We start from the raw sequence: 18,452 nt of genomic DNA on the forward strand, positions 1-18,452 counted from the left end.
TTTTAGAATGATAGCATTAATCTCATTTGTAGAATATTGAAATCTAATCCGTTTGGCATAGCTTTGCTTAATGGCTGATTATCTTTTGTTATATGACCTTTATCATCGGCATACTTGTCGTTATCCATAAATGTATAGTTCAACCCCAGCAATATATTCGGAACAGGATACCAGTTCAGGTTCAGAGCATAGGCATAAGCTGCTCCACCTGTTATTGGATTGGATATTTCATGGAAATCATTTAGGTTTACATGGCTTACTCGTCCTGCAATTTCCAGACATCCACCCTTGCGTTTCTGGTACATAGGTGCAAATTCGGCATCTTCAGGAACATATCGTTTCTGTTCGCCAAGAATCATGTAAGATGCAGCTGCATACCAGCCAATAAACTCTGCGTTTTTAAGCTGCAATTTGTTATTGTTCTCTTCTTTGAATCTTGACAGTGAGGTAAACATATATTCACCATAAGCCAGAAGTTTTTTATATTTAACGGCAGCTTCAATGCCATAAGTAGTATAGTGATTAACATTTGCTATTTCCGCACGAACAAATCTGCGATGATCTGTGCGACTCTCCGGGAAGGTCCTGAACTCTACTATACGGTTTTCAGTTCCGTTAGCATCAGGAGTTCTGTATGATGCATATCCGCCGAAATGCAAAGTAAAATCGTCATTGTTAATTGGGGCGGAAGCTACACGGCCTGTAAAGCCATAACCGTCGCTGCCTCTATTCTTTTCTTTTTGTAGAATGTCAATTTGCTGACCGAAAACGCCTCCGGACAGCCACCAATGATTTCCCCATGCTGTTAAAGCTGTACCCATGCGTCTACCACCTGCAAACATTTCTACTGGCATTGGGCGTTCATTAAAAGTCAGATATCTGGAACTTGTTAATCGTTCCATACTCATAGGTTCCTTAAAATGACCCGCCTTGATTGAAATATGATCATTGAACTTATATCCAAGATACATGTCTTTAAGTTCAACTTCATTATAGGCGAAGTCAACATCCAGTTCTGCAAACCATTTTTCGTATAAAGTGGCTTTAATTGCAAATCGGGCCCTTCTTATACTTACACCATTGTTGAATCTGAAAACACCGTCATCTTCTTCAATATCTTTATTGGGTTTGGAAGATAAACCATCTACAGATTCTGTTGGCAGATAAAAGGATAAATCGGTATAGATTCTGTTATCTAGTTTTAATTTGAAGGCTTTGTCTTTGGATTGGAAAGTTAGTTTTCCTTCATCGAAAAAGATGTTACTCTTATCATTTAAGTCTTGTGCCAATATATTTCCACACAGGATGGAAAATATTCCACATGTTGTAAGTGTCTTGGTAAATAGTTTCTGTATCATTTATAATTGCATTTAATTTTTGCGCAAAAGTATTGGCCTGTTATTACAATAATATTTCACAAAAATTAAATCAATATTTCCTTTTTTTATTTCCCTATTCTCTCAGAAAATAAGACTTACCAAAACTATATGAGGTATTTTGAAAAGTAGTAAATAACTAATATTTACAAAATAAATTTTGCATTGTTGTTGGTTTTTGTTTCTCCGCATCAAACCACAACCTTTCTCCCTTAATACACAGCGGAGACTCAATATTATCTGTAAACAGCAGCCCTGTGCCAAGTCCCTGTGGCAATGTATGTTCCTGAGTGGCTGTCCATTGTGCTATGGCATTAAGTCCGATGTTTGATTCCAGTGCAGAGGTTATCCAGTAGCCGATGTTTCTTTCCTTTGCCAGTCTTATCCATTCTTCCGAACCGGCAATTCCACCATGTAGAGATGGTTTCAGAATGATATATTGCGGACGGATGGTTTCCAGGAGTCTGATCTTTTCACTTTCAGTGTTTACACCTATCAACTCTTCGTCAAGAGCTATAGGTAGTGGGGTAGTGGTGCATAGTTTAGCCATTTCTTCCCATTGCCCCTGACGTATAGGCTGTTCAATGGAATGAAGGTCAAACTTGCTCAATGCTTCAAGTCTCGACATTGCGTCAGACGGTTTGAATGCTCCGTTGGCATCTACGCGGAGTTCTATCTCATCTTTGTTGAAATGGCTACGGATGAATTCAATCAGCTGTAATTCCTTGTCGAAATCTATGGCACCAATCTTCAGTTTTATGCAGCGGAATCCGGCACCCATCTTTTCGCGGATACGGGCATACATCTCGTCGAAACTGCCCATCCAAATCAGACCATTGATAGTTATTCCCTCTTCTCCACGCGAGAACGGAGTATCCCAGAATGCAAGACTGCCTGCATTGAGATGATAAAGGGCTGTTTCCAGACCGAACAACATGGATGGATATGGACGCAGACTTTTATAATCTATGTGACCGTTTTTTTCCATTTGCAGGCAATGGCATCGCAATACGTCTTCGTATTCAGGAATATCATCGCAACTGAGGTTGGGAAGTGGGGCACACTCGCCTGTTCCCGTTTTACCGGTTTCTGTGTCTGTTAGTCGGACATACCATACTTTGCGGGTGGTATACACACCGCGTGATGTACCTGCAGGTTGTTTGAAATGGAGTTCGTAAGGGATGATTTCTGATTTAATCATAAAGTATATTTTTAGATGGGCTGTATAAATAGGCGTAACACGTACGTGTAACGCTCGTCGCACGAATGTGTCACACGCGTTACACCTAGGTGTTACACGCGTTACACGAACGTGTCACGCTAAAAATGTGCTGTTGTTTACGGCATTTTGGGAAATTTGCTCCAGTCCGGTTTGCGTTTCTCGAGGAATGCCTTTCCACCTTCCTGTGCTTCTTCTGTCATGTAGTACAGCATTGTGGCATCACCTGCCAGTTCCTGTATACCAGCCTGACCATCAAGTTCGGCATTCAGACCTGCCTTAATCATGCGGAGAGCTAGCGGACTGTGCTGCATCATTGTTTCTGCCCATTCCACAACTTCGTCTTCCAGGCGGTCGAAAGGAACAACCTTATTCACGAGTCCCATTTCCAGGGCTTCCTGCGCAGAGTACTGACGGCAGAGGAACCATATTTCGCGAGCCTTTTTCTGACCTACCACACGGGCCAGGTATGACGAACCGAAACCTGCGTCGAAGCTACCTACACGTGGACCAGTCTGTCCGAAGATGGCGTTTTCTGATGCTATTGACAAGTCGCAAACCACATGAAGAACGTGTCCACCACCGATGGCATAACCGTTCACCATTGCTATCACAGGTTTAGGGATAGAACGTATCTGTTTCTGAACATCAAGAACGTTTAGGCGTGGCACACCGTCTGTTCCGATATATCCTCCGTGACCTTTCACGTGCATATCGCCGCCAGAGCAGAATGCTTTGTCGCCGGCACCTGTCAGAACTACTACATTGATGTCCTGGCATTCGCGGCAAATAAGCAGTGCATCGCTTATTTCGGATGTTGTGGTAGGAGTGAATGCGTTTCTGTATCGCGGACGGTTGATAGTGATTTTAGCTATTCCGTTATAGAAATCGAAAAGAATATCCTGATATTCCTTTATGGTTTTCCATTCTCTTTTTTCCATGATGTAATTATTTTTTCAGATTGTGATAATACTTCTTAAGCAGTTCTATGTCCTTTTCTTTCTCTGTGAACACTTCGAGCAGCATAGGACGGTTTGTTACAGACGGTTCGAGGAAACGTGCTGTGGCGCTGTTCAGCTCTTCTTCGTTATGAGCAGACAGGTATTCCAGTCCGCGGTCCTCAGCCCATGCCTTTGCTGATGCATTGTGGATGGCAGTCACGAAACGGCGTGCATTGTCGTGCAGCTCCAGTCCCGGCAGTGCGTGGAAAATCTCTCCACCGCTGTTGTTGAGGAGCAGGATGCGGATGTTCGAACCGTAGTTATTGTTCCACAAGGCATTCATATCGTAGAAGAAACTCAGGTCGCCTATGATTATGAAGTTCAGTTTGTCCGATGCTGTGGCATAACCTATGGCTGTTGACAGGGAACCTTCAATACCATTCGTTCCTCTGTTTGATAGTATCTCAACTTCCTGAGGAACATCGAAAAGTTGTGCGTATCTCACAGCCGAACTGTTGGCAAGATGCAATGAGCATGGTGCAGGAAGTCCGGTTATAACCTTTCCTATGGCGCTCATCTCCGAGTATTCGAATTCAGCCTGAGGTATGGCTTTCGACAGTGCTTCCCACTGGCGCGGATATTCCGGAGTGCGGTTCTCCATGCGCGATGAAATCTTTTCGAGGAACTCAAACGGATTCATTTCTATTATTGTAGTCAGAGAGCCGTAGAGGTCCATCACTTCACCGTCTGCCGATACATGCCAGTGCTCTACAGGCGGATGTCGGCGAAGGAATTTCTTCAGACGCTTGGATATGATGTGTCCGCCATATGTGATAAGCAGTTCCGGACGCATCTTCTTCTGTGCCTCGAAGTCCATAGAACAGAGAAGCGGCTCTATGTTTTTGATTGGCAGTCCCGGTATAGTGCGGTTGCTTATATTCTCGGAGAACCATGCGAAATGCTTATAAAGCGATTTGGTATATTTCTTATCGAACAGGTAAATCAGGTTCATCTGTCCTACTACCATCATCCGTCGCTGGTATTTGTTAAGGCGTTCGATAAGCGGTTCGTAGTCCTTGTCGTAAACGCTAAGTCCCTGATATCTGGTGATGACTCTTGCTTCAGGGAGTTCGTTCACCGGCAGCAGGAAGAAAGGCTCGCTTACAGGTACGTTGATATGAACAGGACCTTTCCCGTGATGGCTAAGTTCGAGAAGGGCCTCGTTAATGAGGCGGTTGCAGTACCACTCGTCTTCGTCGGTATTCACTTCCGGCAGATTTACAGATTTCTTTACAAGACTTCCGAAAACTCCCGGTTGAGACAATGTCTGTCCGTCCATCTGACCTATCCAAGCTGCAGGACGGTCGGCAGAGATTACCACTAGTGGTACTTGCTGATAGAATGCTTCGGCCACTGCCGGATGAATGTTCAGCAGGGCTGTACCCGAAGTACAACAGATAGCTGCCGGGCTTCCTCCGTGGAGAGCAAGTCCGAGTGCAAAAAATCCTGCACTGCGTTCGTCCGTTACGGGATAGCAAGTGAACTCAGGTATATTGGCAAGTGTCTGCACAATAGGTATGTTGCGGCTACCGGGGCAAAGTACTATCTTCCTTATCCCATGTGCTTTAAGCAGGGCAGCCAGTTGTAGTATGCTTTTCTTATCGGTGTACATTTTGAGTAATATATTGGGGAGTTATTGGTTTTTAGTTCTTAGTTGTTAGAGCCGTTCGGATGTAAACTAACAACAAATAACTAACAACTAAAAACTAAGCTCTATCAACTAATAACCAACTTTATAGTCTTCATCTTATGCTGTGTCTCCTCCCATTCCGAGTTGGCATCCGATGAAGGGAGTATTCCTCCTCCGGCATATAGTGTAGCGTAGTTGCCATCTATATTCAGACATCGCAGATTTACGTAAAGTGTGGTATGTCCTTCAGGGTTTAGCCATCCTATTATGCCGGAATAGTATTTCCTGTCGTAGCCTTCGTTTTCGATGATGAAATCGTAAGCCTTGTCTTTCGGCATTCCGCACACGGCAGGAGTAGGATGAAGTGCATCGAGCAGATTGCCGAGTTCGGAAGTTTTTTTCAGTCCAAATTGGAAGTCTGTTCTCAGGTGTACCAGCTGTCCGGCACGTGCGGTGTATGGTCCTTTTACAGTAATCTTGCTGCTGAATTTCTTTATCACTTTGTTGATATATTCGCTCACGAATGCCTGTTCGTCCTTTTCCTTCTTATGCCATTCGGTAGGCATCACTTCGCCTTGCATTGGCATTGTTCCTGCCAGAGCCACGGTGTTCCATGTGTTGCCCTCACCGCTAAGTATTATCTCAGGGGTGCTGCCTATCCATGTTCCGCTCACAGAGGTGTGCGACAGTGAAATCATCATGCGCGGGTAGCTGTTGCATGCTGTGATGAATGCTTCAAGTGGGGAGAAATTCTCTTCAAGCTTGTACGAAGCATTGCGTGATAAAACAAGTTTTCCTATTTTTTTGCTTTTCAGTGGACTTATGAAGTTTGCAAATACTTCCATATATTTTTCTTTCAGCTCAGTTTCGGGCTTAATGTCGATATTAGTGGAAGTATACTCCTGTTTGCTATCTGATATTGTATACGATGCAATCTTTTCCGATATTTCCTCCCATCCTGTAGCTGTAATGTCCGGTCGGATTATTACTCCCGGATGATTGCTTGTGAAACTGAAAGGAGATATCACAAATCCTTTCTGCCCGTTCAGCTCTTTAAGATTGTTGAATGTTTTAGGTGTACCTTCGTCCTGCATAACCAGGAGAGGTATATCTGTCCAGGGAAGACGATAAATTGCGAACGACGTGTCGCTGCACGTCATTTTGTCAATAAGCTTATGTATGTGTGAATCGGGTTTGTTCATATCCGTTTTTTCACTATTTGATTAACTATTCTTGCTGTGGAAATGAGTTTTCCAGCCTGGTTTGTTATGTCTACGTTCCATATGTGTGTCGTCCTTCCTCTGTGTACCATTGTACCTGTGGCTGTAACGAAAGCCCCTTCTTCCACTTTTACCATTCCCACATGGTTGGCACTCACCTGAATGCCGCACGGCATATCGCCCGGTGCACAAAGTGGAACAGAGCCGTGTCCTGCTACCATCTCAGCCAGTGCGAGTGATGCCCCTCCGTTCAGAATGCCGAACGGCTGGCACGTGCGATGGTCAACAGGCATGGTGGCAACTACCTTTCCTTCTTCCATCGTTATGAACTTTATACCCAGATGCTCGCCCATCGAGCCTCTCAAGTCGGGAAGGGGATTTGCCATATTGTCGCTGTTTTGCATATTATTTCCTTTTTTATCCGAATGCAAATATACATTTATTCGTCGAAGACTGGAAAAATTCTTTACTCATTTATGTTTAATGATACTCTTTTTACCATATGTTAATTTTCAGGACAAGTCTTTGACCTAACTTTGCGCCCTGAAAAAAATGACAGTATGAAAGATAGTATCGACTTTGGAAAAATGGATGTATCGAAGTTGTTCGTCAAGCTTCTGATACCTACGGTTATGGGAATGGTGTTTTCAGCCATATTTATAATAACCGACGGAATATTTGTGGGAAAGGGTATAGGCAGTGACGCACTGGCAGCTGTCAATATCACTGCTCCGCTGTTTCTTATCAACACCGGTGTGGCTCTGATGTTCGGTATAGGTGCTTCGGTAGTGGCTTCTATACACCAGTCGCACGGTAAAATCAAGGTGGCACGCATCAATGTAACTCAGGCTGTTGTGGTATCATCGCTGCTGCTCATACTCTATGCGCTGCTGATAATGCTGAATGTAGAGAAAGTGGCTGTTTTGCTTGGTAGTTCTCAGAAACTTCTTCCTTTGGCTGTGGAATATATGAATTGGTTTATACCATTCCTTGTGTTCAGCGCATTGCTCAATTCAGGTATGTTTTTTGTCCGTCTGGACGGTTCGCCCAACTATGCCATGTACTGCAATATCATACCGGCCGTAATAAACATAGTTCTTGACTATGTCTTTATTTTTGAATTCGGATGGGGAATGTTCGGTGCTGCACTTGCAACAAGCCTTGGCTACATAATAGGAGCGGCAATGATTCTGATATATCTTATTGATAGAAAACATGTGATACATATGGTCAGGGTGAAACTCAGTCGTAAAAGCATGATGCTTACTGCGCGAAATGTAGGGTATATGTGCCGTCTGGGTGTATCTACATTCCTGTGCGAAGGAGCTATAGCTACGATGATGTTTGTGGGCAACTATGTGTTTATGCACTACACTGGTGAGGATGGTGTGGCTGCATACAGCATTGCTTGTTATTTCTTCCCAATAATATTCATGGTATATAATGCCATAGCACAGTCCGCACAGCCTATTCTGAGCTATAATTTCGGTCAGGGCAACAGGGGGCGTGTCAATCATGCTTTCAGACTGGCTCTTTTTTCGGCTGTAGGTTTTGGTGGGGTGGTTATTCTTGCCACTTGGCTGTTCTCTCCACAGATAGTGTCGATGTTTATAGATTCTTCTTTTCCGGCACACGATATAGCCGTTGCAGGTCTTCCGCTGTTTGCTTCCGGCTTTATATTCTTCGGGGTGAATATCGTTTCCATAGGATATTTCCAGAGTGTGGAGCGCGACCGTCCTGCCATGACTGTAACCCTGATGCGTGGATATATACTCATAATGCTTTGTTTCTGGTTTATGCCATCGTTCTTTGGCGTTCCCGGTATATGGCTTTCTGTTCCGGCAGCCGAGTTCATAACTTTCCTTTTTGTGCTGACTATTTATTGCAGGCGAAGAAGATAGTTTTTATTTTTGCATCAGTAAACTCTTAACAACCGATGTAAGATGAAGCAGTTTGTCGATGCTTTTTGCAAGAGATATAGTTCAACAGAGAAGGAATGTATGAAACTTGTTGATAATATGGAGGAGGTTTCATTCTGCAAAGGTGATTACCTAGTGAGGGCAGGTGAGACCAACTGTTCGTATTATCTTATTAAGGAAGGTATCTGGAGAGGATATATACTTCGTGATGGTGAGGAACTGTCTGTGTGGTTTGCCATTACTGGCGAAACTGTATTCTCCAGTTGGGGATATATGGCAAACCGTCCGTCGCCTATCTATATTGAGGCTATGACAGACAGCACGCTCTACAAGATAAGCAAGCAGAAGATGGATGTGTTTCTGAACTCCTCGATAGAAAGTGCCAATTTGGGAAGAAAGCTTGTAGAACAGGACTTCCTTGTAGCAGAGGAACGTATCGTTGCTACAGGTTCTATTCCTCAGGCCAAGGAAAGGTATCTTGACCTGTTGAAACGTGACCCTCTCCTTGTGAAACATGTACCGCTGAAATATATAGCATCATATCTGTTCATCACTCCGCAGTCGTTGAGCCGCATAAGGGCTGAGCTGGCAAAGGAGAAGTGATATAAAGGTTAGTCTTGCCTAATATTATAATATGATTGTATTTTTGTTTTGTAAATAATGCTCTTTGTGCTATATTTGTCGCAAAACAACTTAAAATCATGTTATTATGAGAACAAAAGACTTTATTTTTATTCTGATTGTCATCGCGGTATTTCTCCCTTTTATTATTTCCGATACTTTGTACGACTGGTATCTGACTTTCAATGCAGAACATGGAATGGTTATGAGTTTTCTCAAGTTTAGTATATTGGCTACTATGGGAGAACTGTTGGGACTTCGTATCAGTAAAGGGGTGTATTATTTTGATGGTTTCGGTGTATTACCTCGTGCCATCGTATGGGGAATATTGGGTATGGGTATAAACATGGCTTTCATAGTTTTCTCTACGGGAGTTCCGGCCTTTATGGGATATATGGGAATGGATAACCCGACAGATGTGATGGCAGGTGCCTTGACACCGGAAAAGGTTTTGCTGGCTTTTTCTATCTCGGTTGTTATGAATTCAATATTCGCACCGGTGTTTATGACACTTCATAAAATCACCGATACGCATATAATGAATAATGGTGGAACTTTGCGTGGACTGTTCACTCCAATAAAAATGGGCGAGATAATGCAGAATCTGAACTGGAAGGTTCAGTGGGGATTTGTCTTTAAAAAGACTATTCCGCTGTTCTGGTTTCCGGCACATACCGTAACTTTCCTTCTTCCGGGAGAGATGCGCGTGCTCTTTGCTGCACTATTGGGAGTTCTGCTTGGAGTGATACTTTCTGTTGCCGCACGAAAGAAATAATGTTACGACTTCATTTCGCCTACTCGGCTTATAAAATCATCGGCATACACGCGTCCGATAGGTATTTCTACTGCACGATGATAAAGAGTCAGCTGGCGGCGGGTGTAGTTGGCTACTTTATGCAGTGGAACTATATATGACTTATGTACGCGCATGAATCTGTCCTCGGGCAACATTTCCAGTATGGATTTCATGCTGGTTTGCGAAAGTACAGGTTTGTCGTCGTCAGTAAGATAAATCTTGATATAATTGTCCATAGCTTCGATATACTCTATCGAGGCTATTTTTATTTTCACGTTCTTGTATTCCACTTTTAGAGTTATCTTTTCCTCTTCCGTAAGTACGGGGGCTGCAGAAAGACTTTCCAACTTCTTCATTCTGCGTATCCGTTCTATAGCCTTCTCGAAACGGGAATATGAAAATGGCTTGTGCAGGTAGTCGATGGCATTCAGTTCGAATCCGTCAACGGCATATTCGGTATAGGCAGTGGTAAATATCAGATATATTCCTGCCGGAAGTTCGCGAGCTACGTCAATGCCGTTTATTCCTCCCATTTCGATGTCTAGGAATACTATATCCGGTTTGGAGGATTTAACTTTCTCCAGTCCTGTTACCGGGTCTGTATATGATGTTACTTCAAGGTCGCCGCAGCGCCTGCAGAACTGTTCTATAATGCTTAGTGCTACAGGCTCATCGTCTATTGCTATACATTTCATGGTTATTTCAGTTTTAATATAAGGTTGACGGTGAAAATACCGTTAGTATTGCTTATCTCCAGATTATGCTTTCCGGGGTAGAGCAGTTCTAGTCTTTTCTTGCAGTTGGCTATACCGATGCCTGGCTCCTTGTTTTCCGGTTTCGGGTTTACTGTCTGGTTTTCGGTAAAGAGTGTAAGTGTATCATTGTTTACTTTCAGGCTTATGATGATATTGCTTTCCAGGTGCGACGATGCTCCGTATTTCAGTGCATTCTCAATGAAAGTTATGAGTATCATCGGTGCTATCTTGATATTTTTCGCTGACTCGTCGGCTGAATACGAATAGTATATATGAGTACGGTTTTCGTCTATACGGTTCTTCTGTAATTCAATGTACTGACTGATATATTCGGCCTCTTCGTCAATGGTTACGCTATCCTTTGTTGCCTTTGTGTACATGTACTTTATAAGGTCTATGAACTGTATAAAAGCGGTTTCGGCCTTCTGGCTTTGTGTTATCATCAGTCCGTAGAGGGTATTCAGTGTGTTGAAGAGGAAGTGTGGATTTATCTGAGCTTTGTATAATGCCAGTTCGGCTTTCTTCTTCTCAAACTCACTGGCCTGTCTTGCCATAATCTGCTTGTATAGTTCTGTAAGAAGACCTACAGCTATACTGAAGCAAATCGTTACGAGATACATGAACCATGTGGCCTGCTGGTGTTGCTTTATTCTACTTATACTCATTGTCTTTCGTATGAACTTCTCCATCCGGGGTTTGTGTCCGCGAAATGGGAAATCCATCTGATATTGTGTGATCAGCCATGTGATGAATATCGTGCCTAAGAGTACGGCTATGGCTATCAGCAGATGCTTACGGTCTTTCAGTGCCATAGGAACGCTGATTTGCTTTATGCAGAAATATACGGCGTATAGCCATACTATCAGAGTTATGACAAAGAGTGAATTGCTTTCCAGCCACTTGTCTACGGGGAGCATCATCATCATGGCGGGCAGCAGAATGATACAGAAGAATAAATCAATGCCTATTGGTAAATACTTGTTGTTCATATCGTATAGAGTTATAATGCAAATGTAAAATAAATATGCCGAAAATGCGAATAAATGAAATGTTAAAAAACGTGCTTTGCCGTTTACCACTTGATGTGTGTCGTTCGCCACTGCATTCGTACGGAGGTGTTTTCTTCAGTATATTCTTTGAGTAGTTTTGTATCAGAAACGAAAAAACAACATTATATGAAACTGAAACTTTTTACATCTATTGCTTTGTTTTTATTGCCGCTGATATTGGTGGCACAGGGGAGGGTTACGGTGAGTGGAACCGTGACAGATAAGAATACCGGTGAGCCATTGCCATCGGCTACAGTAAGTATAGCACCTTCTTCGGATAAGGATTCGAAAAAGTATACTTCTACGGATTTGGACGGAAAATTTGTATTCACTTCTGTTTCGTACGACAGTTATGTAGTTGGAGTTACGTATGTGGGATATAAGGAAGATGAGAAAAAATTGAAGGTAACTGATAAGAAGAATAGTTATATCGTAACTTTCAAACTTGATGAAAATGCTCTGATGCTGGGCGAAGTGTCTGTACAGGGGCGTGCCACCCGTGCCGAACAGAAGGGTGACAGTCTGTTCTATAATGCAGAGGCTTTCAAGGTTATGCAGGGAAGTTCTGCCGAAGATCTTTTGGCTAAAATGCCGGGTATAGTGGTTGAAGGCGGAACCATTCAGGCTCAAGGTGAAGATGTTAAGAAAATATTGGTGGATGGTAAGGAGTTTTTTGAAGGTGACGTAAATCTGGCTATCAAGAATCTGCCTTCTGACGTAATAGCAAGTATCGAGGTATTCGACAAAAAGAGTGAGCAGGCAGAATTCACCGGATTTGATGACGGTGAGGAAATAAAGACCATCAATATCATAACTAAGGGTGGATATCGTCAGGGTACTTTCGGTGAGGTATCTGCCGGATATGGAACAGAAGACAGATATAAGGTGAACGGAAATATAAATTTCTTTAATGATGACCGCAGAATTTCAGTCCTTGGCATGTCGAATAATGTCAATCAACAGAACTTCTCGCAGGAAGACCTTGCCGGAGTTATGTCTTCTTCTTCAGGTGGTGGCCGTGGAAGACGTGGCGGTGGCGGAGGTGGTCGCGGCGGTTCCGGTGGAGGTGGAAACACTTCTGATTTTATGGTAGGCAGTATGGGAGGTATCACTTCTACAAATGGTGTCGGACTGAACTATGTTGATAAATGGGGCGATAAGGTCAATATCACGGGAAGCTATTTCTTCAATCAGTCTGAAAACCTGACACAGCAGCAGACAGAGCGTGAATACTTCGAATCCGTGCTTCCGGGTATGACATATGATGAGTATCAGGAGAAAACGATGGAGAACTGGAACCATCGTTTCAATATGAAACTTGATTATAAGATTTCGGACAGGACATCGCTCCAGTTCCGCCCTACGGTAAGTTTTCAGAATAATGACAATATATCATTGCTTGACGGGCAGAATATGATTAACGGACAGACTGATGCCGAAACACATACAAGCTCGAATAGCGCCACAGATGCATATAACCTTGGTGCAGACATCATTCTGCGTCACAGATTCCCTACAGAAGGCAGAACATTGTCACTCATGCTGAACGGTAAGATGAGCAATACGGATGGGGGAACTTATACAGACTATCTGAATACTCTGAATATGTTATCAGAAACACCTCAGACTGAAGAGTACAGCCAGTATAAGAATACGATGAACAAACAATATAGTTTCCGTTCAAACCTCAGTTATACGGAAAAACTGACTGACCATATGCAGTTACAGCTGGGATATAAATTTTCATATTCCGATTCGGATTCAGACAGAAAAACATATATGAAATCGTCTGTTACAGATCTTTACGACCAGTTGGATGAAAGTCTTTCAAATGTTTATCAGACAGGATATTCCACTCATGCCGGAAATGTGGGATTAAGATATCATGCAGGAAAGTTCAATGCAATGATTGGTGCAGATGTGCAATGGTCTGAATTGTCGGGTGACCTTGTTTATCCCAATCCGGACAAGATGAACAACAACTATTTCTCATTCCTGCCTTCGTTTAATATGAGATATTCGCTTGACAGAACGAACTCGTTCATGCTGAGATACAGAAGCAGTTCGTCTTCTCCATCAGTGACTGAACTTCAGAATGTGGTCGATAATTCTAATCCGCTTTTCCTTTCTACAGGTAATCCCGACCTTGACCAGCAGATTTCGCATACGGCGAATTTGCGATATATCCGTACCACCAAATCCGGACATACGTTTATAGCTATGGTTGGAGGTACAGCGAAATTGGGTTATGTGGCAGACAGTACATTTATAGCTAAAGAAGATATACAGATTTCCGATAATGTTACTCTGAATAAAGGTTCTCAGTTCACCAAACCTGTAAACTTGGACGGTTATTACAGCTTGCAGTCAATGCTTACATACGGTTTTCCGTTTGACTTGATTCGCAGTAACATCAATTTCAGTGTATCGGCTAATTATTCTAATGTACCGACTATCTTCAACGGTGAGAAGAGCAAGACTAACGAACTGAATATCATACCTAAAGTAATTATAGGTAGTAACATAAGCCAGAATCTTGATTTCACAGATTCATATTCGGCAGGAATAAACAAGATATTCAGTTCGTTGGATACAGCAAGCGGTACCGGAGATTATATCACCCATAATGCAGCAGCCAAGTTGGGCTGGACCTTCTTTTGGGGATTGACATTCCGCAGTACATTCAATTATATTGGTTACACAGGACTGGATACAGGTAACGAAGATTATTTCCTTTGGAATGTTTCGCTTGGAAAGAAATTCCTGAAGAACAATGCTGCTGAGATTAAGGTTGAGGCTTTCGATATACTTAAACAGAATCAGGCTTTTACGCATAGTACCGGTAGTAACTATTACGACTACATAAACAGTAATGTGCTTAAGCCTTACGCAATGGTAAGTTTTGTTTATACAATTCGATAGGTCTTAATGGTTTTGCAAAGCGTTTTAAACACTGTTTAAAATACTTTTAAACGGTGTTTAAACATACTATAAAACTTGATTTATAAACTCATAAATTGGAAACAACATGAAAAAGATTTTGTTTTTGTCCATCATGGCAGTTATGTACTTTCAGACTATAGATGCACAGCGCAGAGGCGGAGAAAAGAGAACTCCTGAACAGGTAGTAGAGAACCTTGACAAGAAACTAGATCTGACTGATGAACAGGAAAAGCAGATAACGGAGCTTTATAAAGATTTCTTCAATCAGAAACTTTCGCGTGATGAGAGAAAGACAAAGATGGATGAATTGAATTCAAAAATCTCTTCATTGCTGACAGATGAGCAGAAGGCGAAATTTGATAAAATGAAATCGGAAAGAAGTAAGAGAAAATGATAAACTGCGGTTCCTACATGTTTATTTGACGTTCATTGGGCGTTCACCGGATGTTCATTGGGCGTTTGGTGAGCGTTCTGTGAACACTTAGTGAACGGGTGGTGAACATAAAAAAACAGGCATCATAAAAAACACTTTTTTTATGATGCCTGTAAGTTTTTGTGTATAAATCAGATTATATATTATCTAGCGGCTGTAAACAGACCTGTTTTTGAACCGCTGATAGCGCGCAAAGAAGCTAAACCTTGCTGGTCAGGAAGAACTGTTACTGTGTTTCCATCTTGCAATTTAACTGTAACAGTACCATCTTCGTTCATAGTCATAAGTTCATAAGATTCTCCATCGCATGAAGCACTCCATGTACGGTTTTCCTGGTTGTAAACCAAATCTATAGAAGTCTCTTCTCCAACCTTTGCAATGCTATATCCGTTTTCGTTTGTTCTAATCAGATATTCTCCATTTTCGCCTTTTACTGTTTTTGTTGTACCCACATCGGCCAAAGGATTAGATCCTGTCCAGAATTCTATAGAGTTTAGAACTACTGCATCAGCAAAATAAGCTACTCCGTAAACAGGGATTATATTGAATGCCAAGAATACAACTTCATTCACAAATTTGTTTCCCAGTCCTTGATTCCAGTCCTTCAATTGATTCCACAATGCAAATGAACCGATACATGACGAGAATAGCAGGCTTCCACCCAGTAAAGCACATGCTACTTTAATTTTTAGTTTTTTCATAATTATCTACTAAAAGTTTGTTTGTTAGAACTTATCATAGGCAAAGTTATACTATTTTTTTTAAAATGCAAATAATATCATCTGTTTCTCTGCAATTTATTAATCTTTGTCTATTTTTTGTATTCCTCCGGTAACTGCATCGAAAATTACCCTTGTGTTTACTTTCTTTTTGAATAAATCTTCTACCAGTAATTCTGTTGTTCCGAATTGTGCAAACAGCATATTGTTGTCTTCAAAAATACTTCTCCCTTTGAATTTGATTGAAACGTTTGCTTTTCCAGGTATGTTGTACAGAACTCCTTTCGGCCCTTTTTTCTTTTTCTTACTGTCTTCTTCTATTACCGTAGTTGTTTTTATTGGTTGTTGGCTTTCCACACATATATATATAGGCTCTCCTGCGAGATTATCGGTTGCCAATACCCCCAGTTTTTTCGAGAATCTCAGTATGATGGCGTTAGTGACTTCTTTTTCCGGCAAAATTATTGCAGTAAACAGTTTGTCTTCTGTCACTCGTGTTCCTGTAAACATTTCCGTTAAGGCTTTCTCCTGTTTGTTCAGGTTGTCCATTATCAGCTTGAGCGATTCTCCATCCTTAGGCATATTGTCGGCCTGTCCTCTTAATATCAGGTTTTTGCTTTCGCGTATGTTATAGATTTCTTTAGCTGTCAGTTCAGCCATTTTTGCTGTGGAACCTGCTGTAAGGATTTCCTCAGTAAGATATCTTTTACCGTTTTCAGGTTTTTCTGATTTTTCTAGAATGTAATCTTTCTTTACAGATTGTGTGGCAGATGTATTTATTGCCCTTATTATATTATTCTCAGTCACCTCTATGTCAGACATTACATTTTTGTCGCTTAATTTGATTATGTATGCTTTGGTAGAGTCTGGTACACCGATAGTTCTTACTTCAATTTTTTTAATTTCCCAATCTGTTGAAGGTTCCGATGTTACATTGTTTATTCTCAAATATCTGTTTGCATATTGGCAGAAATCTCCCGGTGTATACTTAACTTTTGTTGCTATCAGGTTTATTTCTATGGCAGTTTTAGGCAGAAAGTAAGCTATGCCTTCGCCTTCTCCGGGTTTGTAATAATCTATATTCTGTGCATTTGCTGTCCATAATGTTGTAGCCAGCACAGCCATTGCTATAATTCCTTTTTTGCCCATAAGCTTTAAAGTATAATTTAGTTGTCACTTGTTGGTTAGTCTTTTCCATGCTTCAGGCAGCGAGTTTATGATGTCTGAAGCATTCATGCAGATTTCTCCTAATCTTTCTGCTGCTATATCTCCTGCAAGTCCGTGCAGATATACACCTAAAAGGCAAGTCTCTTTTGGGGTATATCCCTGCGCCATCAGTGAAGTTAAAATTCCAGTCAGTACATCACCGCTGCCACCAGTAGCCATTCCAGGATTTCCTGTAGGGTTGAAATGGCATTCACCTTCTGGAGTTATAATTACCGTCCACGCTCCTTTCAGGACAATGTAAATCTGCATATACGATGCCAGGTCTTTTGCTTTTTGTATTCTTTCGTAACTGTTACTGCATCTGCCCACCAATCTTTCCAGTTCTTTGATGTGTGGTGTCAGTATTGAACCTTTCGGCACACAGTTTATTTGGTTTCTGTAGGAACTCAATGCATTTATGGCATCTGCATCTATCACAGCCGGAATGTAGCATTCCTTCAATTGGTTTATGATAGCCTGTGCCGTAAACTCTTCCTGTCCAAGTCCCGGTCCTATACCCAATGCCTGATAATTGTCCAGATCGGTCACTTCTGCAAAGTATCTGTCATCCATGTCGTCCTGAGTCATTGCTTCAGGTATGCTTGTCTGCAATAACAGGTGGTTGCACACAGGTGTATGTATTGTCAGTAGTCCTACGCCGCTTTTCATACAACTTTTTCCTGCAAGTACTGCTGCTCCTCCCATACCGTAGGAACCTGCAATGATAAGGGCATGTCCGAAATTGCCTTTATGTGCGAACTTTTTTCTAGGTTTGATTATGGTAGAAACCTCATTCTTCTCCGTTATGAAGTTTTTGCTTTCTGTTTGTTCTGTAAATTCCTTGCTGATTCCAATATCCAAAACCTCTAATTCTCCTACTAGGTCTTCATTCTCTGCAAAGAGGAATGATAGTTTTGGAAGGTGTATTGTAAGTGTCAGGTCTGCTTTTATAATGTTTTGGCGTATATTTCGTGTGTTGTCTTCTCCCATCATTCCTGAAGGAATGTCTATCGCTATAACCTTTGCAGGAGAAGCATTTATGTATTGTACTACTGCTGCAAATCCGCCACTCAACGGGTTGTTAAGTCCTGTACCGAAAAGTCCGTCTATCACGATATCGTCGGCTGTAAGTTTTGGTGGGTCGAACTGGGTACAGACTTCAGTATAATTTGTAAATCCGCATTCCTGCAGACGTTTTACGTTAGTCAGGCAATCTTCCGAAAGATTACCTTTTATATTGAATAATATAACTTGAACCTGATAGTTTTTCAGATGCAGCATGCGTGCTACGGCTATTGCATCGCCTCCGTTATTTCCCGGACCGGCAAATACTACTATTCTGTGTGATTTGTTCCATCTTCTGCATATGGCATCTGTTATCATGCCGGCAGCTTTTTCCATCAGGTTGATGGATAATATTGAATCGTGCTCTATAGTGTAGGCATCGGCTTCTTTCTGTTGTGTACAACTTAAAATTTTCATTGCTACATTTATGGTATTTTGTTGGTAAAAGTAGTAAAAACATACGAACTATTCACTATTTAATCTTCAAAATATACTTAAAT

16 protein-coding genes are annotated in these 18,452 nt (G+C 41.8%); 5 read left to right on the forward strand and 11 right to left on the reverse strand.

Annotation, left to right across the window (positions count from 1 at the left end; all coding sequences use genetic code 11):
* Positions 1-2 precede the first annotated feature (2 nt).
* The 6 genes from I6E11_RS00545 to I6E11_RS00570 all read right to left on the reverse strand — a co-directional run bounded on the left by I6E11_RS00545 (position 3) and on the right by I6E11_RS00570 (position 6,850).
* The gene (locus I6E11_RS00545; protein ID WP_235335907.1) at positions 3-1,358 is read right to left on the reverse strand and encodes an OprO/OprP family phosphate-selective porin; all 1,356 of its coding nucleotides are present in this window, start codon (positions 1,356-1,358) and stop codon (positions 3-5) included.
* Between the two features lie 157 nt (positions 1,359-1,515).
* Positions 1,516-2,577 carry an o-succinylbenzoate synthase gene (gene menC / locus I6E11_RS00550; protein WP_235335908.1) on the reverse strand — a complete coding sequence of 354 codons (1,062 nt, stop codon included), beginning with the start codon at positions 2,575-2,577 and terminating at the stop codon, positions 1,516-1,518.
* A 137-nt stretch (positions 2,578-2,714) separates the two neighbouring features.
* Entirely contained in the window at positions 2,715-3,536 is an 822-nt protein-coding gene (gene menB, locus I6E11_RS00555; RefSeq protein WP_154043278.1) for a 1,4-dihydroxy-2-naphthoyl-CoA synthase, read from the reverse strand.
* 7 nt (positions 3,537-3,543) lie between these two features.
* The gene (gene menD, locus I6E11_RS00560; RefSeq protein ID WP_235335909.1) at positions 3,544-5,208 is read right to left on the reverse strand and encodes a 2-succinyl-5-enolpyruvyl-6-hydroxy-3-cyclohexene-1-carboxylic-acid synthase; all 1,665 of its coding nucleotides are present in this window, start codon (positions 5,206-5,208) and stop codon (positions 3,544-3,546) included.
* A gap of 104 nt (positions 5,209-5,312) precedes the next feature.
* Positions 5,313-6,428 (reverse strand): isochorismate synthase, encoded by a 1,116-nt coding sequence (locus I6E11_RS00565; protein ID WP_235335910.1) that lies wholly within the window; start codon positions 6,426-6,428, stop codon positions 5,313-5,315.
* On the reverse strand, positions 6,425-6,850 hold the full coding sequence (locus I6E11_RS00570) for a PaaI family thioesterase (RefSeq protein ID WP_235335911.1): 426 nt from the start codon (positions 6,848-6,850) through the stop codon (positions 6,425-6,427). Before I6E11_RS00570 ends, I6E11_RS00565 begins: the two co-directional genes overlap by 4 nt.
* A gap of 156 nt (positions 6,851-7,006) precedes the next feature.
* Here I6E11_RS00570 and I6E11_RS00575 point away from each other — a divergent pair, with 156 nt between their 5' ends.
* From I6E11_RS00575 to I6E11_RS00585, 3 genes are all read left to right on the forward strand, one after another.
* On the forward strand, positions 7,007-8,347 hold the full coding sequence (locus I6E11_RS00575; protein WP_235335912.1) for an MATE family efflux transporter: 1,341 nt from the start codon (positions 7,007-7,009) through the stop codon (positions 8,345-8,347).
* Positions 8,348-8,389: 42 nt separating this feature from the next.
* Entirely contained in the window at positions 8,390-8,968 is a 579-nt protein-coding gene (locus tag I6E11_RS00580) for a Crp/Fnr family transcriptional regulator (protein ID WP_235335913.1), read from the forward strand.
* A gap of 106 nt (positions 8,969-9,074) precedes the next feature.
* The gene (locus tag I6E11_RS00585; protein WP_235335914.1) at positions 9,075-9,761 is read left to right on the forward strand and encodes a hypothetical protein; all 687 of its coding nucleotides are present in this window, start codon (positions 9,075-9,077) and stop codon (positions 9,759-9,761) included.
* 2 nt (positions 9,762-9,763) lie between these two features.
* On the opposite strand, the gene I6E11_RS00590 is transcribed toward I6E11_RS00585, so the two are convergent.
* Positions 9,764-10,477 (reverse strand): LytR/AlgR family response regulator transcription factor, encoded by a 714-nt coding sequence (locus I6E11_RS00590; RefSeq protein WP_235335915.1) that lies wholly within the window; start codon positions 10,475-10,477, stop codon positions 9,764-9,766.
* 2 nt (positions 10,478-10,479) lie between these two features.
* Entirely contained in the window at positions 10,480-11,526 is a 1,047-nt protein-coding gene (locus tag I6E11_RS00595; RefSeq protein ID WP_235335916.1) for a sensor histidine kinase, read from the reverse strand.
* Between the two features lie 186 nt (positions 11,527-11,712).
* Here I6E11_RS00595 and I6E11_RS00600 point away from each other — a divergent pair, with 186 nt between their 5' ends.
* Both I6E11_RS00600 and I6E11_RS00605 read left to right on the forward strand, forming a co-directional pair.
* A complete protein-coding gene (locus I6E11_RS00600; protein WP_235335917.1) occupies positions 11,713-14,508 on the forward strand; it encodes a TonB-dependent receptor in 2,796 nt (931 codons plus the stop codon).
* 106 nt (positions 14,509-14,614) lie between these two features.
* Positions 14,615-14,923 carry a hypothetical protein gene (locus I6E11_RS00605; RefSeq protein WP_235335918.1) on the forward strand — a complete coding sequence of 103 codons (309 nt, stop codon included), beginning with the start codon at positions 14,615-14,617 and terminating at the stop codon, positions 14,921-14,923.
* A 182-nt stretch (positions 14,924-15,105) separates the two neighbouring features.
* On the opposite strand, the gene I6E11_RS00610 is transcribed toward I6E11_RS00605, so the two are convergent.
* From I6E11_RS00610 to I6E11_RS00620, 3 genes are all read right to left on the reverse strand, one after another.
* On the reverse strand, positions 15,106-15,663 hold the full coding sequence (locus tag I6E11_RS00610) for a DUF3332 domain-containing protein (RefSeq protein ID WP_235335919.1): 558 nt from the start codon (positions 15,661-15,663) through the stop codon (positions 15,106-15,108).
* A gap of 99 nt (positions 15,664-15,762) precedes the next feature.
* Entirely contained in the window at positions 15,763-16,830 is a 1,068-nt protein-coding gene (locus I6E11_RS00615; RefSeq protein WP_235335920.1) for a DUF4831 family protein, read from the reverse strand.
* Between the two features lie 24 nt (positions 16,831-16,854).
* The gene (locus I6E11_RS00620; RefSeq protein WP_235335921.1) at positions 16,855-18,369 is read right to left on the reverse strand and encodes an NAD(P)H-hydrate dehydratase; all 1,515 of its coding nucleotides are present in this window, start codon (positions 18,367-18,369) and stop codon (positions 16,855-16,857) included.
* Positions 18,370-18,452 lie beyond the last annotated feature (83 nt).

The sequence above is a fragment of the Bacteroides caecigallinarum genome, assembly GCF_021531075.1.
GTDB lineage: Bacteria > Bacteroidota > Bacteroidia > Bacteroidales > Bacteroidaceae > Phocaeicola > Phocaeicola caecigallinarum_B.